Source organism: Affinirhizobium straminoryzae, assembly GCF_007004135.1.
In the GTDB taxonomy this organism is placed as follows: domain Bacteria; phylum Pseudomonadota; class Alphaproteobacteria; order Rhizobiales; family Rhizobiaceae; genus Neorhizobium; species Neorhizobium straminoryzae.
In genome coordinates this window covers 73,294-89,685 of sequence record NZ_VJMG01000021.1, presented here as the reverse complement: position 1 = coordinate 89,685, position 16,392 = coordinate 73,294, and the positions used below count along the sequence as shown (strand labels likewise).

The window sequence follows — 16,392 nt, the reverse complement described above, 5'->3', positions numbered from 1 at the left end:
AACTCGTGACCTCCATGCCCCAGACGCCGCTTCTGGACCAGGTAAGCTGGCCCGCCGACCTGCGCAACCTCGAAGACCGCGACCTGCCGCAACTGGCGCGCGAACTGCGCGACGAGATGATCGATGCGGTCTCCAAGACCGGCGGACATCTGGGTGCGGGCCTTGGCGTGGTGGAACTGACGATTGCCATCCACAAGGTGTTCAACACGCCGGACGACCGGCTGATCTTCGATGTGGGCCACCAGTGCTATCCGCACAAGATCCTGACCGGCCGGCGCGAGCGCATCCGCACACTGCGCCAGGAAAGCGGGCTCTCCGGCTTCACCAAGCGCGCCGAGAGCGAATACGATCCGTTCGGCGCCGCCCACTCCTCCACCTCTATTTCCGCCGGCCTCGGCATGGCGGTGGCGGCGGATCTTTCCGGAAAGCCGCGCAACGTGATTGCCGTAATCGGCGACGGCGCGATGTCGGCCGGCATGGCGTACGAAGCGCTGAACAATGCCGGCGCGCTGGATGCCCGCCTGATCGTCATCCTGAACGACAACGACATGTCGATTGCCCCGCCGACGGGAGCCATGAGCGCCTATCTGGCGCGTCTGGCGTCGGGCCGCAGCTACATGGGTTTCCGCGAGTTCGGCAAGAAGCTGACCGCCTATCTCGGCAAGAATGTCGACCGCGCCATTACGCGGGCCGTGGAACATGCGCGCGGCTATGTGACCGGCGGCACCATGTTCGAGGAGATGGGCTTTTACCACATCGGCCCGATCGACGGGCATTCCTTCGAGCATCTTCTGCCGGTGCTGCGCAATGTCCGCGACAATGCCAAGGGCCCGGTGCTGATCCATGTGGTGACGCAGAAGGGCAAGGGCTATGCCCCCGCAGAAGCGGCCGCAGACAAGTATCATGGCGTCAACAAGTTCGATGTGATCACCGGCGCGCAGGCGAAGGCCAAGCCGAATGCGCCGAGCTATACATCCGTGTTTGCCGATGCGCTGGTGCAGGAAGCGGCGCTTGACGAGAAGATCGTCGGCATCACCGCCGCCATGCCCTCCGGCACCGGGCTCGACAAGCTGCAAAACCTCTATCCCGCCCGCACCTTCGATGTGGGCATTGCCGAACAGCATGCGGTGACCTTTGCCGCCGGTCTTGCCGCCGAAGGCTACAGGCCTTTCTGCGCGCTCTATTCCACCTTCCTGCAGCGCGGTTACGACCAGGTGGTGCATGACGTGGCGATCCAGGGCCTGCCCGTGCGCTTCCCCATCGACCGCGCCGGTTTTGTCGGCGCCGACGGCCCGACCCATGCCGGCTCCTTCGACACCGGCTTCCTCGCCTCGCTGCCCGGCTTCGTGGTGATGGCCGCCGCCGACGAGGCGGAGCTGAAGCACATGGTGCGCACCGCCGCCGCTTACGACGACGGCCCGATCTCCTTCCGTTATCCGCGCGGTGAAGGCGTGGGCGTCGAACTGCCGGAACGCGGCGAAATCCTTGCGATCGGCAAGGGCCGGGTGATGAAGCAGGGCGCCAAGGTGGCGCTCCTCTCCTTCGGCACGCGGCTCGCCGACTGTCTGCTCGCCGCCGAAGATCTCGATGCCGCAGGCCTTTCCACCACTGTTGCCGATTCCCGCTTCGCAAAACCGCTCGACCACGACCTCATCCGCCAGCTCGCCCGCCACCACGAGATCGTGGTAACCGTGGAGGAAGGCGCCGTTGGCGGTTTCGGTTCACAGGTCATGCACTTCCTCGCCAACGAGGGCCTGCTCGACACCGGCCTCAAGATCCGCTCGCTGGTGCTGCCCGACCTCTGGATGGACCAGGCCAAGCCCGAGGTGATGTATGCCAAGGCCGGGCTGGACCGCGCCGGCATCGTGAAGACGGTGTTCAGCGCGCTTGGGCGTGGGGTTCAGGTGGGCGCGGCTGGATGACCTAAGGGCCGGGGCTGTAACAGGCTGTGGCCGGGTGCGGATGGCATGGATCCTCGGGTCAAGCCCGAGGATGACGGCGTGGTGAGCGTTGCCGGAAGAAGAGCACCGACGGCCAGGACGATAGCGCGGACGCGGTCGATGGGGCGTACTCCTCGTGGGCGATGTCCGGCAGGACGGAAGAGGATACCCCCGCACCGCCCTCTCCTGCCCCCCCAAAAAGCCGGCGCGGCCCCGCGACCGCGCCGCTGAACGCCCTCAAGGCCGCTTCAGCACCTTGAACGCATAGAACTGCGTCTTCTGCTGGGCCGAAAAATTGTTGTCGGCGACGAAGACGAGAAGGTCGCTGCCGTCCGCGCCCTTGGCGAAGGTCATGCCCTCGATATTGTCGGGCTCAAGGCCGATTGCGCGCATGTCGAGGACCTGGCTCTTGCGCACCGGCACGATGGGCTGGTCGGTCTTCACCAGAGAGGCGATGGCGGAAACGTCGGTCGCGCCCTCAGTGTCGATCATGAAGAGCTTGATCGAGGTGCCAAAGCCTTCCGCAAAGCCGCGTTCGATGACGAGCAGGCGGTGGTCGTCGAGCGCCAGGATTTCCGGAACGCCGTTGTCGTTCCAGCCCTTTTCCTTCTTCGGCGCCTGGCTGATCGGCTCGACGGGATAGACATACTGCGCCTTCGGCTCCCCGCTTGCCGCATCATAGCGGATCATGCGGGCAAGCGCGCCGGTGGTGAGGCTGGAGATCGGGCCATCCTGGTTGAGGGCGGATTCGGTCTGAACCATCAGGTCGCCGTTCGGCAGGAAGGCAAGGCCCTCGAAGGCGAGGTTGTTGCGGATGCCGCTCGCATTGTCGGCGGTCGGGGCAAAGCCCTGCGGCAGGGTGAGCTCGCGCAGGAACGATCCGTCCGGCCGGGCCACGCGCACGAAGGGCGGCAGCAGCTGCTTGGCATCGCCCTCGCTCGTCCAGTAGATCCCGTCCTGGCCGAGGCGGATCGCTTCCGGATCGACGGCCTTTGCCGCAAAGGCCTCGCCCTTTTCCGTCTTCAGGGTCACGGTGCGCAGAACCTTTACATCCCTGATGCCGGCGGCGGACGCGTCGATGGCAAGTTCATGGAAGCGGGCCGGCGCCTTTTCGGACCGGTCGTCGGAGATCGCGATGTAATGGCCGCTCGCGAGGTCGAAATCGAGGCCGGAGAGGCCGCCAAGCTCCACGCCGTCGACCACGGTGCCGGTCGCGATGTCGAATTCGCCCGCATAGGCAAGGCTGATCGTGGCGGCGCAATCGCCAAACGGGCACGGCGTCGAAACCGTGGTGCCGATCTCGGTGGCAAGCGCGAAGCCGCAGGAGAGAAGGGTAAGGGCAGTACCGGCGAACAATGACCTGATCATGATGTCGCGTCCTTGAAAAAGGCCGTGGGGGCGCAAGCGGCGGGCGTCACGGCAGGTCGCCTCGCGCCCTCTCCCTAGACCCCGATCTTTGCAGGGATATAACGCCCGCCTGCCTTTCCGTCGCTCCGTGCCACCCATGCTGCGCATGAAAAGGGGCCGGACGATGCCGGCCCCGATCATCGGTCAACGGTCATGGACCGCGCTCAGAACTCTTCCCAGTTTTCCGCCGGGCGGCTGGCAGGCGCGCTGGTGCCAAAGGCCTGGGACAGCTTGTTGCGCAGCGCGCCTGCCGGCGAGGCGACCGGGCGGGCAGAGGCGGGCGCGGCGACCGGCCCGCGGGCCGTCGCCGGCCGGGCGGCTGGCGGTGAGACGGGCCGCGCCGCCGTCTGCGGTGCTGTGCCGCGCGCGGCAAGGCCAGCCGCCGGGGTTGTCCTGGGGCTGGAGAAGGCCGGGCGTTCGAGGGGCGCCCCTGCCCCGCTGCCAAGGCGGAACTGGCGCAGCAGCGTATCGAGTTCACCGGCCTCGCGGGCCAGCGCATGGCTTGCCGCCGTCTGTTCTTCCACCATGGCGGCATTCTGCTGGGTGTTCTGGTCCATGGCGCTGATCGCCGTGTTGATCTCCTGCAGGCCGGTGGACTGTTCGCGCGAGGACACCACGATTGCCTGGATGTTCTCGTTGATTTCCAGAACCTCGGTGACGATCGCCTGCAGCGCCTCGCCGGTTTCGCCGACCAGCGCCACGCCGGCATCCACCTGCTGGCTGGAATTGGTGATGAGACCCTTGATCTCCTTGGCCGCATTGGCAGAGCGCTGGGCGAGTTCGCGGACTTCCTGCGCGACGACCGCAAAGCCCTTGCCGGCTTCCCCGGCACGCGCCGCTTCCACGCCGGCATTCAGCGCGAGAAGGTTGGTCTGGAAGGCGATGTCATCGATCACGCTGATGATGTTGATGATTTCGTGCGAGGACTTGGAAATGCCTTCCATGGCCGCCACCGCCCGGCGCACCACATTGCCGGAGCGTTCGGCGCTCTGGCGGGCGCGCTCCACCCGCTGGCCGACATCCTCGGCCCGCTTGGCGGAATCGCGCACGGTGGTGGTGACCTGTTCCACCGCCGCCGCCGTCTGCTCGACGGAAGCCGCCTGCCGCTCGGTGCGCTTGGCCAGGTCATCGGTCGCGGCGCGGATTTCGGCCGCACCGGCATTGATGGCCGAGGCATTGCGGCCCACGCCCTGCATGGCGTCCTGCAGCTTTTCGAGCGCCTGGTTGAAATCCACCCGTAGGCGGTCGAGATGCGGGGCGAAGGGCTTGTCGATGCGATAGGCCACATTGCCTTCGGCGAGGTTCGACAGGCCGCCTGCCAGCCCGTTCATCGCAAACTCGATTTCGGCCGCCTCATGCGCCTTGCGCGCATCATTCGTCTGGCGCTCGCGATCGCTGGTCTGGCGCATCTCGTCGGTCTCGCGCGAGAGGCGCAGCTTCTCGATCGCGGCATCCTTGAACACGGCCACCGCCTTGGCCATCTTGCCCACTTCGTCGCCGCGGTCGAGGGCCGGCACCGTGATGTCATGCTTGCCGGCGGCAAGCTCCGACATGGCCTCCGTCATGCCGACGATCGGGCTGACGATGGCGCGGGACAGAAGCGCAATCAGGCCGACGGAAATCACGCCGGCGACCGCGCCGCCGACGAGCAGCGTCAGAAGCAGGCTGGTATGGGCGGCCTCCTGGCGGGCAAGCGTCTGCTGCATCAACTCGGCCACCTGCGCCTTGAGACGGGTGGCAGCGGCGCGGAAGGCAGCCATCTGGCTGGCGCTGTTGCCGGCAGCGCTGGTGAGGGCTGCAACGGCATCGCCCCCCTTGTCCTGGCGCGCCTTGATCTGCGGCTCGACTACCTCCTGGTGGAAGGCATCGGACGCACGGCGCATGTCGTCGATGGTCGAGACCAGCGCCGGGAAATCGCTGGCCTGCTTGCGGGCTTCGGTCAGGGCTGTCACCACGCTGTCGCGGGCGGTGCGCACGCTGCGCAGCATGTCATCGCTGCCGGACATCAGGTAACCGCGCTGCGACATGCCTTCTTCGAGCTGGCCTTCCAGCGCCAGGCTGACGGCTGCGGCAATCGCCTGCGCCTGGGCCTGATCGCGGCTGGCCTGGCTCGACTTGAGCCCCTGCCAGTAGACCATGGCCGAAGCCAGCAGGCAGACGGACATGAGGGCCAGAAAGGTGCTGATCAGCTTCTTGTTCAGGGAGAGGTTCTTCAAGGACATTGGCTTTCTGCGACTTCTTCACTTCGTCCGGCGCGAGCGCACCGATGATGACCCGCATAAAGAGCGCGATTCACTTAATATGGGATTGAGAAACTATGCAGAATGTCGCGCTATCCTCACATCTGCTTAAGGTTTGGCGGAGGCCTTCCGGCACAAAGCGCTTGCCTTGCCGGCGCATCACCGTCATTGGACTGGCCATGACCTCTTCCGACGATTTGAGACTGGACCAGCTTCTCGTGGCCCGCGGCCTGTTTTCCAGCCGTTCGCGCGCCCGCGACGCTATTCTGCGCGGCACCGTCAAGGTGAACGGCGAAACCGTGCTGAAACCCGGCCAGGTGCTGGCAGCCGATGTGCGGCTGTCGATCGACGATCCCGCCCGCGACTACGTGTCGCGCGCGGCGCTGAAGCTCGTCGCGGCGCTGGACCATTTCGGGCTTGATCCGAAAGGCCGGTCCTGCCTGGATATCGGCGCCTCCACCGGCGGCTTTACCGAGGTACTGCTGGAGCGGGGCGCAGCGCATGTGGTGGCCGTCGATGTCGGCCATGGGCAGATGCATCCGCGCATCGCAGAAGATCCGCGCGTCACCAATCTGGAAGGGCTGAACGCCCGCGCCCTCACCCGCGCGGATGTGGGGGGTCTCTCCTTCTCGCTCGTCGTCTCGGATGTCTCCTTCATTTCGCTGAAGCTCGCGCTGCCGCCGGCGCTGAAGCTTGCCGAGCCGCAGGCCCTGTGTGCCCTGCTCGTGAAACCACAGTTCGAGGCGGGCCGCGAGGCGATCGGCAAGGGCGGCCTGCTGAAGGCGCCGGAAACCGCACCGGATGTGGCGGCGGAGCTGGAACGCTGGCTGGTGGAGGAGATGGGCTGGACGAGCCTCGGCCTGATCCCGTCCCCGATCGCCGGCGGCGACGGCAATCAGGAATATCTTCTGGCAGGACGCAAACCATGAGCACCGAGACCGTCACCATCCAGCGCCTCGGCGCTCAGGGCCACGGCATCGTCCACGGCACGGACGGCCCGATCTACGTGCCCTTCGCGCTGCCCGGCGAAACCGTGGCGATTGCCCGCAACGGCAACCACGGTACCGTCATGTCGACCACCACCACCTCGCCCGACCGCATCGCGCCGCTCTGTCGCCATTTCGGGCCGGACAGCGATGCCTGCGGCGGCTGTTCGCTGCAGCATCTGGCGGATGCGCCCTATCACGCCTTCAAGCGGCAGCTGGTGGTGGATGCGCTGAAATCCAGGGGGCTTGAGCCCGAGATCGGTGATCTCCTGCAGGCGAAACCCCACCAGCGCCGCCGCGTGACCTTTTCCGTGCGCCGCACCGAAAAGGAGCTGCTGCTCGGCTTCAACCGGGGCGAGAGCCACACCATCATCTCGATTGCCGAATGTCCCATCGCGTCCGATGGCATCGTCAGCCGGCTACAGACGATCCGCCGGCTGGCAGCGGCCCTCAGCGTCACCGCGCAGCCCTGGCGGCTGACGGTGACGGAGACGCTGACCGGTCTCGATCTCGCCGCCGAGGGTCTGAAAGCCCTGTCCGACGCCGAACGGCGGGCGGTGGTGGATTGCGTGCTGCAGCTGAAGGGCATCGCGCGCGTCTCGATTGCCGGCGACATTCTGGTGGAACCGCAAAAGCCGTTGCTCGATTTCGGCGGCGTGCCGGTGGTCCTGCCGCCCGGTGGCTTCACCCAGGCAACGCGCGAGGCGGAAGAGGCGATGGCGGCGCTGGTTCTTGCCCATCTCGGCAAGGCAAAGCGCGTGGCGGACCTGTTTGCCGGCGCCGGCACCTTTGCGCTCAGGATCGCCCGGCAGGCCAAGGTGCATGCGGTGGAAAGCGATCCGAAGGCAATCGAGGCGCTGGATCAGGCCGCACGCCGCGCGCAGGGGCTGAAGCCGGTGACGGTGGAGCGGCGCGACCTGTTCCGCCGCCCGCTGACTGCGCAGGAGCTGAAGGTCTATGACGCGGTGGTGTTCGATCCGCCGCGCGCCGGCGCCGAGGAGCAGGTGAAGGAACTGGCACGCTCCGGCGTCAAAAAGATCGCCGCCGTCAGCTGCAATCCGCTGACGCTCGCCCGCGACCTTGCCCTCCTGACCGCTGCCGGCTACCGGATCGCACATGTTGCGCCGATCGACCAGTTCCTGTGGTCAACGCATGTGGAAGCGGTGGCACTGCTGGAGAAATAAAGAGGGCCCCGTTCGGGCTGCGCCGCGCAGGCTGCAAACCCTGGAGGACGTCCGAGCCAAAAGCGCGTCAGCGGTTTTGCGTCCGGACTGCGGGAAAACAAAGAGACAGAGCATGTCAGGGGATCCGGTTTTCACCGGAAACTCTAGCCGCCAATCTGCAGCGTTCCGCTGCCGGTGACAGTGTCGCAGCGGCAGCGCCCGCCCACCCGGCCGGGCTCCGCCCGACAGACCGAGGGGCGCTTCGTGCCGGCGCTCTTCGGCGGATCAATCACGCAGTAATAGCGCTGCCGTGGCTGGAAATCCTTGTCGTTGTAGACGCGGGTATTGGGTCCGCTGCCGGCGGCCCAGACATCCGGAGCCGCCAGCAGAAGAAGAAGGGAACCGGCCAGCAGCCTGTTCATGAGAAGCCTCCACGGGAGAGTGAACAGCCCAAGCTTCGGCCCTTCGCCTTAACGCCGCGTCAACGGCGAAACCTCAGCGCTTGAGAAAGGCCTCGAAAGCCGCGCGCGCCTCGGCGCTCTTCAGCTGCGCGGAAAAATGCACCATCTCGGCATCGATGCGGGCCAGCACCGCGGCGGGGCTCGGGCGCACGAGATCGCGGGCGATCTTCAGCGCGCCCGCCGGCTTTGCCGCGAGCTTGGCGGCGATGGCGAGCGTCTCGGCCTCGACCTCCTGCGGGCTGACAACCTTCCAGACGAGGCCGGCGGCACGCGCCTCCTCGCCCGAAAAGCCCTCGCCGGCGGCGAGCAGTGCAAAGGCCCGCTGCTGACCCATCACCGCCGGCGCCAGCAGGCTGGAGGCGGCTTCCGGCACCAGCGCCAGATCCACGAAGGGCGTCCGGAACAGGCTGCGGGCGGAGGCGACGGTCAGGTCGCAATGCAGGTGCAGCGTGGTGCCGATGCCGATCGCCAGCCCGTCGACGCCCGAGACCAGCGGCTTTTCGAACGTGGCGAGCGCCTTCAGGAAATCCACCGCGGCTGGCGGCTCGCTGCTGCCGGACAGGGCATAGCTCAGGAAATCGCCCATGTCGTTGCCGGCGGAGAAGCAGCCTTCCGTCCCGAGAAAGGTAACAGCGCGGATCGCCTCGTCCGCTGCCGCCTGCGTGAGGCCGCCGACCATCTTGCGATACATTTCTGCGGTGATGGCGTTCTTCTTCTCCGGCCGGTTGAGGCGGATCACCAGCACGCCGGGATGGACGTCGGAGCATTCGATCAGGATGTGGTCGGTCACGGCTGGGTCTCCTGGGGCGAACAGTTGGCGCACGCGGTGTTCAAATCCCAGCATGCAGACGAACGAGAATAATCCCCCTCTGGCCTGCCGGCCATCTCCCCCACAAGGGGGGAGATCACGAGAGGCGCGGCCTCTCCTCACGACGGAGGTCGGAGCGAGGCAGCAGAAGCCCTCCCCCTTATGGGGAGGGGTTTAGGCCAGCAACACGCGCGCGGCGGCAAGGCTTGCCGCGCCATGGATGACGCGGTCCTTCAGCGCGGCCGTTTCGGCGATCAGGTTTTCCGCGGCAAAGCGGCAGAGCGCGATGCGCTGTTCCGCCCCATGCGCGGCGTCCGCCAGCGCGCCCTTGGCGAGATAGGCGCCGGTGAGCGCAAGGCCGAACAGGCGCAGGTAAGGCGTGGCGCCCGACAGCGCCTCGGCCAGCGCGCCCTCCGCCTGACGGGTGAGCAGCCAGTCGGTCGCAGCTTCGAGATCGTCGAGGCTGGCGCTCAGACGGGACGCCGTCTCGCCAAAGCCGTCGCGGTTCGAGGCGGCGACGGCCTCAGCCACCTGCCGCAGTTCGGCGATGAAGCCGCGCACCTGCGCACCAGTGGAGAGCGGCAGCTTGCGCACGACGAGATCGATCGCCTGGATGCCGTTGGTGCCCTCGTAAATCGGAGCGATGCGGGCATCGCGCAGCAGGCGGGCGGCACCCGTTTCCTCGATGAAGCCCATGCCGCCATGCACCTGGATGCCGAGCGAGGCGACGTCGACACCGACATCGGTGGCGAAGGCCTTGGCGATCGGGGTCAGCAAAGCCGCACGCTCCTGGAAATGGCGCGCCTCCTCGCCGTCCGCCCGGTGGGAGAGATCGATGGCATGCGCGCAGGCATAGCAGATGGCGCGCGCGCCCTGCGTCAGCGCCTTCATCGTCACCAGCATGCGCGCGACATCCGGATGCTCGATGATCGGGCTCATGCCGGACGCCGCCTGAGCAGAGGAGGCCGCGCCACCCCAGGCCGGGGCACGCCCCTGCGTGCGCTCGCGGGCATAGGCGATCGCCTTCTGCGTGGCGGCCTCGGCGGTCGCAACCCCCTGCATGCCGACGGCGAGGCGTGCATTGTTCATCATGGTGAACATGCAGGCGAGGCCCTTGTTCTCCTCCCCGACCAGCCAGCCGATGGCGCCCGGCTCCTCGCCGAAACGGCCGTCGCCATAGATCATCGTGCAGGTGGGCGAGCCATGGATGCCGAGCTTGTGCTCCAGCGAATGGCAGAACAGATCGTTGCGGGGTCCAAGCGAGCCATCCTCGTTGACGAGGAATTTCGGAACGAGGAACAGCGAGATGCCGCGCGTGCCGGCCGGCGCGTCCGGCAGGCGGGCCAGCACCAGATGGATGATGTTGTCGGCCGCATCGTGATCGCCCCAGGTGATGTAGATCTTCTGGCCGAAGATGCGATAGGTGCCGTCAGCCCGGCGCTCGGCGCGCGTCTTCAGCGCACCGACATCGGAGCCGGCCTGCGGCTCGGTCAGGTTCATGGTGCCCGTCCATTCTCCGGAGACGAGCTTTTCGACGTAGCGTTCCTGCAGGCTGCGGCTGCCATGCGCCATCAGCGCCTCGATGGCGCCGATCGTCAGCGTCGGCCCGAGCGTGAAGCCGATCGAGGCGGAATTCCACATTTCCAGCGTCGCGACGTTCAGCATGTGCGGCAGGCCCTGCCCGCCGAATTCCTCCGGACCCGTCAGCCCGTTCCAGCCGCCGGCGCACCAGGCCTTGTAGAGATCGACCCAGCCATCCGGCGAGATCACCTTGCCCTCCACCAGACGCGCGCCCTGCGTATCGCCGATGGGGCTCAGCGGCGCCACTTCCTCGCCGGCAAACCGCCCGGCTTCGGAGAGAATCGCATCGACCAGATCCTCGCTCAGATCGCCAAGACGGCCATTCGCCAGCGCGGCCGACAGGCCCGCGACATGTCTCAGGGTAAACGCGATTTCCTCGACGGGCGCCTTGTACATCCGATCTCCTCCAAAAGGTCGTGACGGACAGAAACACCACCTCCTCGTGGCGCCGCTCCTGCCCTGATGCTTCCCTTTTCGGCTAATTGATTTTTACGTAAACGTCAAATGTTTTGCATGCGCGCGCCCTCCTGTCGCAGCCTTGCAACGTGCGCCATCATGTTGGTGTGGCAGAGTGCCGGTAGAAACGAATTCTGATGCGTCGGAACGGCAAAGATCGCTACCGCTTGCCTGTCCGCGCCGGCGCGGCAACGGCCCGGCGCGTACGGGAGGCCTTGAGCGCCCGGCATCGGAAAGAGACGCCGCAGCCGCGAAGGAGCCTGACATGCTATCCATCGTCCAGTCCATTCCGGGCCTCGTCTGGGCCTATGATTTCGACAGTGACAACCGGTCCTGCCGGCGCCTTCCCCCGGATGCGACGCGCGAGGATCTGGGCGACTTGCAGACGGGCTTCCGCTGGCTGCACCTCAACCTTGCCGACCAGCGGGTGGGCGCCTTTCTCGAGGAATTCTCGCAGCTGCCGCCGCAGGTCATCACCGCGCTGACGACGCATGAAACGCATGCCTCGATCACGCTGGAAGACGGCATGATCTACGGCACGCTGGTGGATTTCCAGCGCGAGTTCGATGAGGAAACGCGCGACATCGGCTGGCTGCATTTCGCCGTCTGCGACAATATCCTGGTCACCACCCGGCTGCAGCCGCTGCGCTCCATCGACCGGGTGCGTGCGGCGGTGGAAAAGAACCCGTCCCGCTATCGCCAGCCGATCGACATCTTCGAACTGATCGTCGCCGAATTCCAGCGCACGCTGATCTCGCTCGTCATCGAGCTGACCGACGAGCTGAACCAGATCGAGGATGTGGTCTATGGCGCCACCACGCAGGACGAGCGGCGGCGGCTGGCACCGATGCGCCGCACGGTGGTGCGCCTGCATCGCCATCTGCGCACGGTGCTGACCCTGTTCCGCCGTGCCGCCGCCGCCGACGAGGACGAGATGCCGGAGGGCTTTCACGATGTCTCCGGCCGCCTGACCAGCCGGCTCGAGGCCGTCGACCACGATGTCTATGCCCTGCAGGACCGGGCCCGCCTGCTGCATGAAGAAATCGACTCCAAGCTCTCCTCGGAGACGAACCGCCACCTCTACATTCTCTCGCTGATGACGGCCTTCCTGCTGCCGCCTTCGCTGGTGACCGGCTTCTTCGGCATGAACACGGAAGCCCTGCCCTTCGCGCATGCCGAGCACGGCACCTTCTACGCCTTCGGCCTGATGACGCTGTCGGTCGGCGGCGCCTGGTGGCTGCTGCGACGCGCCGGCATTCTCTGACATTGCCTTGAAGGAAAAGGCCGCCCGGAGTTTCCGGACGGCCCTTCCTGTCGATCGATTGTCGGCCAGCTGCTCAGTAGTAAGGTGAGTAGCAGGCCTGGCGCGGCCCTTCATAGGGCTGGAACGTGTTCGAATAGGCGTCATAGGAGCGGTAGCGCGCCGAGCACCATTCGAAATGGCGCGGATTGACGCCGGACGGAATGCCGGGGGCTGCAGGCGCCACATGGCGCGGCTGCGAGGCGGCGGCGCCGGCAATCAGTGCACCGGCGGCAAAGGCTGCCAACGGCACCCAGGCATTGCTGGAGCGGTGATGGCGGCGCTCATAGCGGCCATAGCGATCATCCCGATAATCGCGGCGATCCCAGCGGCGGTCCCAGCGACGATCGTCGTGGCGCCAGTAGCGATAGTCGTCGCGGTACTGCACCTGGATCGGCTGGCCTTCCACCGTCCCGGTGGAGGCGGCAGGCGCCGGCACCAGCGGCATGGCCTGCGACGGCAAGACGGACACGGCCATCATCGATACGGAGAGGCCGGCAATGGTCAGCTTTTTCATCAGACTGTTCATGATCAATCTCCATTCCCGACAGTTGGGGGTCTGAGCCTCGGCCGGAATGAAACCGGCTCGTGCAGCGCAGACGATGAAGGCAATCTAGGATTAGTCACCTGAACCGGTCATTAACGACCCGTTCATCCGGCAACAGGTACCGGAGGCCCGCAGGCAGGCCTCCGGCAAACACATCAATAGGGCGAATTGCAGAGGCGACGTTCACCATAGCTGTTGGCGACATAGGTGTTGTCGAACGCGCGGTATGTCTTGTAGCGCTGCTCGCACCAGGCATAATGACTCTGCGAATAGCGACCCGGCCGCACGCGATCCGGCGTGATCGGCCGCATCTGCTGGAGGGCACCCCCGGTAATGGCCCCGGCCGCAAAGGCGGCGAGCGGGAACCAGAAGCCATCCTGATAGCGATAGCCCGGGCGACGTTCGCGATAGCCGCGATAGCCGTTCATATAGCCCGGGCGTTCCGCACGATACACGCGTGGCGGCAACTGGCGAAGGTTCGGACGGTCATTGCCCCAGCGATGCAGCCGATAGCGCGGATCCTCGCGGTCACGGAACAGGACCTGGGCCTGCACCACCGGCAGTTCGGCATGAGCCGGCGCAGCCACGGGCGGAAGCGGCATCGCGCCCGCCGGCGAGAGGGCTGCAACGGCAACGGTGAAGGCCGTTGCCAGGATGGCGAATTTCTTCCTCATCTCGGATGTGTTTCCTCTTGTCGTTTGTGAACCGGGAAACGCAGGACAGCGGCCCGTGGTTCCGTCACAACCCCGTGTGGTACAAGAGCGAAACACATGTCAGGCAATCTCACGCCTGATGCCGTCAGACCTCGATCTCGATATCGCCCTTCGGCCGCGAGCAGCAGGCCAGAATATAGCCCTCCTCGATCTCCTCGTCGAGAATGCCGCCATTGTGGTTCATATCCACGGCACCGGACAGCATCATCACGCGGCAGGTGCCGCAGAGGCCGGATTCGCACGCGGCGCCAATGCGGATGCCGTTGGCACGCGCCGTCATCAGCACCGTCTCGCCCGGTTTGCAGGCCGCCTGCTTGCCGGCCAGCGCAAAGGAGATGATCGCCGGCGCCTCGCCCTCGGCAAGGGCGGCCGCCTCCGGCTCCACGGTCTGCACCGCCGGCTGGAAGCTTTCCTGGTGATAGCGCCTCATGTCGAAACCGGCGCCTTCCAGCGCCGAGCGCACCGCCGCCATGAAGGGCTCCGGCCCGCAGCAGAAGATGGTGCGGTCGAGGAAATCCGGCGCGAGCAGCGAGATCTTCGCCCGGTCGACAAACCCGCGCAGGCCATGCCAGGGCTCGGCGCGGCCGCAATGTTCGACGACGAAGCCGAGGTTCAGTTTCGGCATCAGCCGCGACAGGTTTTCCAGCTCGTGGCGGAAGATGATCTCCGAGGGCGAGCGGGCGCAGTTGATGAAGACGATGTCGGAGAGCGGCGCGCGATCGGCCATGTCACGCGTCATCGACATCATCGGCGTGATGCCGGATCCGGCCGAAATGAACAGGTACTTCTCGCCCGGATGTTTCACATAGGAGAAGTCGCCGAGCGGGCCATAGGCGCGGATCGACATGCCGGGCTTGAAGTTCTCGAACAGCCAGCGGGTGCCGATGCTGTCCTTCTGCGCCTTCACCGTGACCGCGAGCGCGTAAGGGCGCGAGGGGCTGGAGGAGAGCGTATAGGTGCGCATCACCGGCTCCGGGCCGACCGGGATTTCCAGCGTGACGAACTGGCCGGGCAGATAGCGGAACCAGGCCGGCTTCTCCGCCTTGAACGTGAAGGTCATCACGTCGGGTGCCTCCAGCGTCACGGAGGTGCATTCGAGCCGGTGCAGCCGGTCGCTCCACGGCTGCAACTGGTCGACATGCTGGTAGGTCACGGCCATGCTCATTGCGCTCTCAATTCCCCGCTCAAGTCCCCTCTTGCCCTCTCACCCGGATCAGGCGACGGCGTGAAGCCGCGCCTGATCGCCCTGCAGGCGGTTCAGCATGAAGTTGGTGTACCACTCCACGAACTGCATGACACCGCCTTCGTGATCGGGCGAATAGGGGCCGGGCTCATAGGCGGGCGAGCGGATGCCGAAGGCATTTTCCTCGACGATCGAGCGGTCCTGGTCGTTGGTCATGTTCCACACATGCGTCAGTTCCTCGAGGTCGTAATCGACGCCCTCGACCGCATCCTTGTGCACCAGCCAGGTGGTGGTGACAGCGGTTTCCTCCGCCGAGATCGGCAGCACGCGGAAGGAGATCGCATGGTCGCCCAGCATGTGGTTCCAGGTGGTGGGATAGTGGAACAACAGCATGGTGCCGATATGGCTGATCTTCACGTCGTCCGAGAGCGGCCGCTTGACGGCGCGCTGGCCGGACATGGTGTAGCTTTCGGCATCCTGGATCAGCGGCATGCGCGCGACACGGAACTGGCCGCTCTGGTGCATGTTGAAACTGCTCGGCAGGCCGGCGCCCTCGCAGCGCTCCCAGTGCTCGGAAATGAACGGATCATCGGCAGCCCCCTGCACGCCGGTCGCCGTCGGCGCTTCCGGATAGGTGCGGCAGAGTTCCGGATGGTTGCCGGCGCAGTGGTAGCATTCGCGGTTGTTTTCCCAGACGAGCTTCCAGTTGCCCTTCTCGATGATGGTGTTCTTATGGGCGACCTTGGCCTCCCACAGGCGATGCGGCGCCATGTAGGGCTCGATCGTGGCCCGCACCGGCGCAAAGTCCGGCGCCTCGTTGGCAAGGCAGATGAAGATATAGCCGCCGACGGTTTCGCAATGGACGGGTTTCATGCCGAATTCGGACTTGTCGAAGTCCTCGCCCATCTGGCGGGCAAAGACCAGCGAGCCGTCGAGGTCATAGGTCCACTGGTGGTAGGGACAGACGAGCTTGGCCGACGCGCCCTTCTCCTGCGTGCAGACGCGGTGGCCGCGATGCCGGCAGGTGTTGTGGAAGGCGCGGATCAGCTTGTCGCGGCCGCGCACGATGACAACAGGGTAGTCGCCGATCTGCACCGTGACGTAATTGCCGGCGCGCGGGATTTCGCAATCATGACCGATGAACAGCCAGTCGCGATACCAGATCATTTCGAGGTCCAGCTTGAAATAATCGGCGTCGATGTAGAAGGGCTGCTCCAGGCTGTAGCCGGGACGCTGGTTCTTCAGTTGCCGCAGCACCGTATTGCGAATGTCCATCTTCGGTTCCTGTCGATGGCGGCGATGCGACGGCACGCGGACAGGCCGCCGGCCACCGAGCCCTGCGGTCCGCTACTGTCACCCACCGCGATGGGTCACACTGTCACTCGGGCTGGTCTGAGGCGGAAGGTGCCGGCATTTTGCCTGTGCGACCTCCCAGGTCTCCGCCGTGGGAAGGGGCGAAGCCTCGAGTGTTTCATCTATAGCGGAGGCCTTCGCCGACCTACAGGGTGCAATGCGACATGCTTTTCCGCATTGACGACAAAAACGCGACATGTCGCAAGCCGGTCACACGGGCATTCTCCCTGCAAAAGCAGGTGATTGGCGAGGGA

Annotated in this window: 13 protein-coding genes; 4 read left to right on the top strand and 9 right to left on the bottom strand. The window is 65.8% G+C overall.

Features of this window, described 5'->3' with window-relative positions; all coding sequences use genetic code 11:
• Nucleotides 1–5: 5 nt before the first annotated feature.
• Nucleotides 6–1,922 carry a 1-deoxy-D-xylulose-5-phosphate synthase gene (gene dxs / locus FNA46_RS09355; RefSeq protein WP_143124922.1) on the top strand — a complete coding sequence of 639 codons (1,917 nt, stop codon included), beginning with the start codon at nt 6–8 and terminating at the stop codon, nt 1,920–1,922.
• Between the two features lie 255 nt (nt 1,923–2,177).
• On the opposite strand, the gene FNA46_RS09350 is transcribed toward dxs, so the two are convergent.
• Nucleotides 2,178–3,308, bottom strand: coding sequence for an esterase-like activity of phytase family protein (locus FNA46_RS09350; protein WP_143124921.1), 1,131 nt, complete (start codon nt 3,306–3,308; stop codon nt 2,178–2,180).
• A gap of 203 nt (nt 3,309–3,511) precedes the next feature.
• A complete protein-coding gene (locus tag FNA46_RS09345) occupies nt 3,512–5,569 on the bottom strand; it encodes a methyl-accepting chemotaxis protein (RefSeq protein ID WP_143124920.1) in 2,058 nt (685 codons plus the stop codon).
• A 197-nt stretch (nt 5,570–5,766) separates the two neighbouring features.
• Here FNA46_RS09345 and FNA46_RS09340 point away from each other — a divergent pair, with 197 nt between their 5' ends.
• Both FNA46_RS09340 and FNA46_RS09335 read left to right on the top strand, forming a co-directional pair.
• Nucleotides 5,767–6,516, top strand: a complete 750-nt coding sequence (locus FNA46_RS09340) for a TlyA family RNA methyltransferase (protein ID WP_143124919.1) — start codon at nt 5,767–5,769, stop codon at nt 6,514–6,516.
• On the top strand, nt 6,513–7,757 hold the full coding sequence (locus FNA46_RS09335) for a class I SAM-dependent RNA methyltransferase (RefSeq protein ID WP_143124918.1): 1,245 nt from the start codon (nt 6,513–6,515) through the stop codon (nt 7,755–7,757). Before FNA46_RS09340 ends, FNA46_RS09335 begins: the two co-directional genes overlap by 4 nt.
• Before the next feature lie 143 nt (nt 7,758–7,900).
• Here FNA46_RS09335 and FNA46_RS09330 read toward each other — a convergent pair whose 3' ends face one another.
• The 3 genes from FNA46_RS09330 to FNA46_RS09320 all read right to left on the bottom strand — a co-directional run bounded on the left by FNA46_RS09330 (nt 7,901) and on the right by FNA46_RS09320 (nt 10,982).
• Nucleotides 7,901–8,158 carry a hypothetical protein gene (locus tag FNA46_RS09330; protein WP_143124917.1) on the bottom strand — a complete coding sequence of 86 codons (258 nt, stop codon included), beginning with the start codon at nt 8,156–8,158 and terminating at the stop codon, nt 7,901–7,903.
• 73 nt (nt 8,159–8,231) lie between these two features.
• On the bottom strand, nt 8,232–8,987 hold the full coding sequence (locus FNA46_RS09325; RefSeq protein WP_143124916.1) for a crotonase/enoyl-CoA hydratase family protein: 756 nt from the start codon (nt 8,985–8,987) through the stop codon (nt 8,232–8,234).
• A gap of 192 nt (nt 8,988–9,179) precedes the next feature.
• Nucleotides 9,180–10,982, bottom strand: coding sequence for an acyl-CoA dehydrogenase family protein (locus FNA46_RS09320; protein WP_143124915.1), 1,803 nt, complete (start codon nt 10,980–10,982; stop codon nt 9,180–9,182).
• A gap of 325 nt (nt 10,983–11,307) precedes the next feature.
• Between FNA46_RS09320 and FNA46_RS09315 the strand changes: the two genes are divergently transcribed.
• Nucleotides 11,308–12,306 (top strand): transporter, encoded by a 999-nt coding sequence (locus FNA46_RS09315; RefSeq protein WP_143124914.1) that lies wholly within the window; start codon nt 11,308–11,310, stop codon nt 12,304–12,306.
• 73 nt (nt 12,307–12,379) lie between these two features.
• On the opposite strand, the gene FNA46_RS09310 is transcribed toward FNA46_RS09315, so the two are convergent.
• From FNA46_RS09310 to FNA46_RS09295, 4 genes are all read right to left on the bottom strand, one after another.
• The gene (locus FNA46_RS09310; protein WP_143124913.1) at nt 12,380–12,871 is read right to left on the bottom strand and encodes a BA14K family protein; all 492 of its coding nucleotides are present in this window, start codon (nt 12,869–12,871) and stop codon (nt 12,380–12,382) included.
• 173 nt (nt 12,872–13,044) lie between these two features.
• Nucleotides 13,045–13,563: a BA14K family protein gene (locus FNA46_RS09305; RefSeq protein ID WP_244617857.1), complete on the bottom strand. Its 519-nt coding sequence runs from the start codon at nt 13,561–13,563 to the stop codon at nt 13,045–13,047.
• Nucleotides 13,564–13,687: 124 nt separating this feature from the next.
• Entirely contained in the window at nt 13,688–14,767 is a 1,080-nt protein-coding gene (locus FNA46_RS09300; protein ID WP_185969783.1) for an FAD-binding oxidoreductase, read from the bottom strand.
• A gap of 48 nt (nt 14,768–14,815) precedes the next feature.
• The gene (locus FNA46_RS09295; protein WP_143124912.1) at nt 14,816–16,060 is read right to left on the bottom strand and encodes an aromatic ring-hydroxylating oxygenase subunit alpha; all 1,245 of its coding nucleotides are present in this window, start codon (nt 16,058–16,060) and stop codon (nt 14,816–14,818) included.
• Between the last annotated feature and the right edge of the window lie 332 nt (nt 16,061–16,392).

What these genes read in the sequence shown, in the direction of transcription:
- FNA46_RS09350 (WP_143124921.1), bottom strand. Translation starts at nt 3,308, where the DNA reads ATGATCAGGTCATTGTTCGCCGGTACTGCCCTTACCCTTCTCTCCTGC.
- FNA46_RS09345 (WP_143124920.1), bottom strand. Translation starts at nt 5,569, where the DNA reads ATGTCCTTGAAGAACCTCTCCCTGAACAAGAAGCTGATCAGCACCTTT.
- FNA46_RS09340 (WP_143124919.1), top strand. Translation starts at nt 5,767, where the DNA reads ATGACCTCTTCCGACGATTTGAGACTGGACCAGCTTCTCGTGGCCCGC.
- FNA46_RS09335 (WP_143124918.1), top strand. Translation starts at nt 6,513, where the DNA reads ATGAGCACCGAGACCGTCACCATCCAGCGCCTCGGCGCTCAGGGCCAC.
- FNA46_RS09330 (WP_143124917.1), bottom strand. Translation starts at nt 8,158, where the DNA reads ATGAACAGGCTGCTGGCCGGTTCCCTTCTTCTTCTGCTGGCGGCTCCG.
- FNA46_RS09320 (WP_143124915.1), bottom strand. Translation starts at nt 10,982, where the DNA reads ATGTACAAGGCGCCCGTCGAGGAAATCGCGTTTACCCTGAGACATGTC.
- FNA46_RS09315 (WP_143124914.1), top strand. Translation starts at nt 11,308, where the DNA reads ATGCTATCCATCGTCCAGTCCATTCCGGGCCTCGTCTGGGCCTATGAT.
- FNA46_RS09310 (WP_143124913.1), bottom strand. Translation starts at nt 12,871, where the DNA reads ATGAACAGTCTGATGAAAAAGCTGACCATTGCCGGCCTCTCCGTATCG.
- FNA46_RS09305 (WP_244617857.1), bottom strand. Translation starts at nt 13,563, where the DNA reads ATGAGGAAGAAATTCGCCATCCTGGCAACGGCCTTCACCGTTGCCGTT.
- FNA46_RS09300 (WP_185969783.1), bottom strand. Translation starts at nt 14,767, where the DNA reads ATGAGCATGGCCGTGACCTACCAGCATGTCGACCAGTTGCAGCCGTGG.
- FNA46_RS09295 (WP_143124912.1), bottom strand. Translation starts at nt 16,060, where the DNA reads ATGGACATTCGCAATACGGTGCTGCGGCAACTGAAGAACCAGCGTCCC.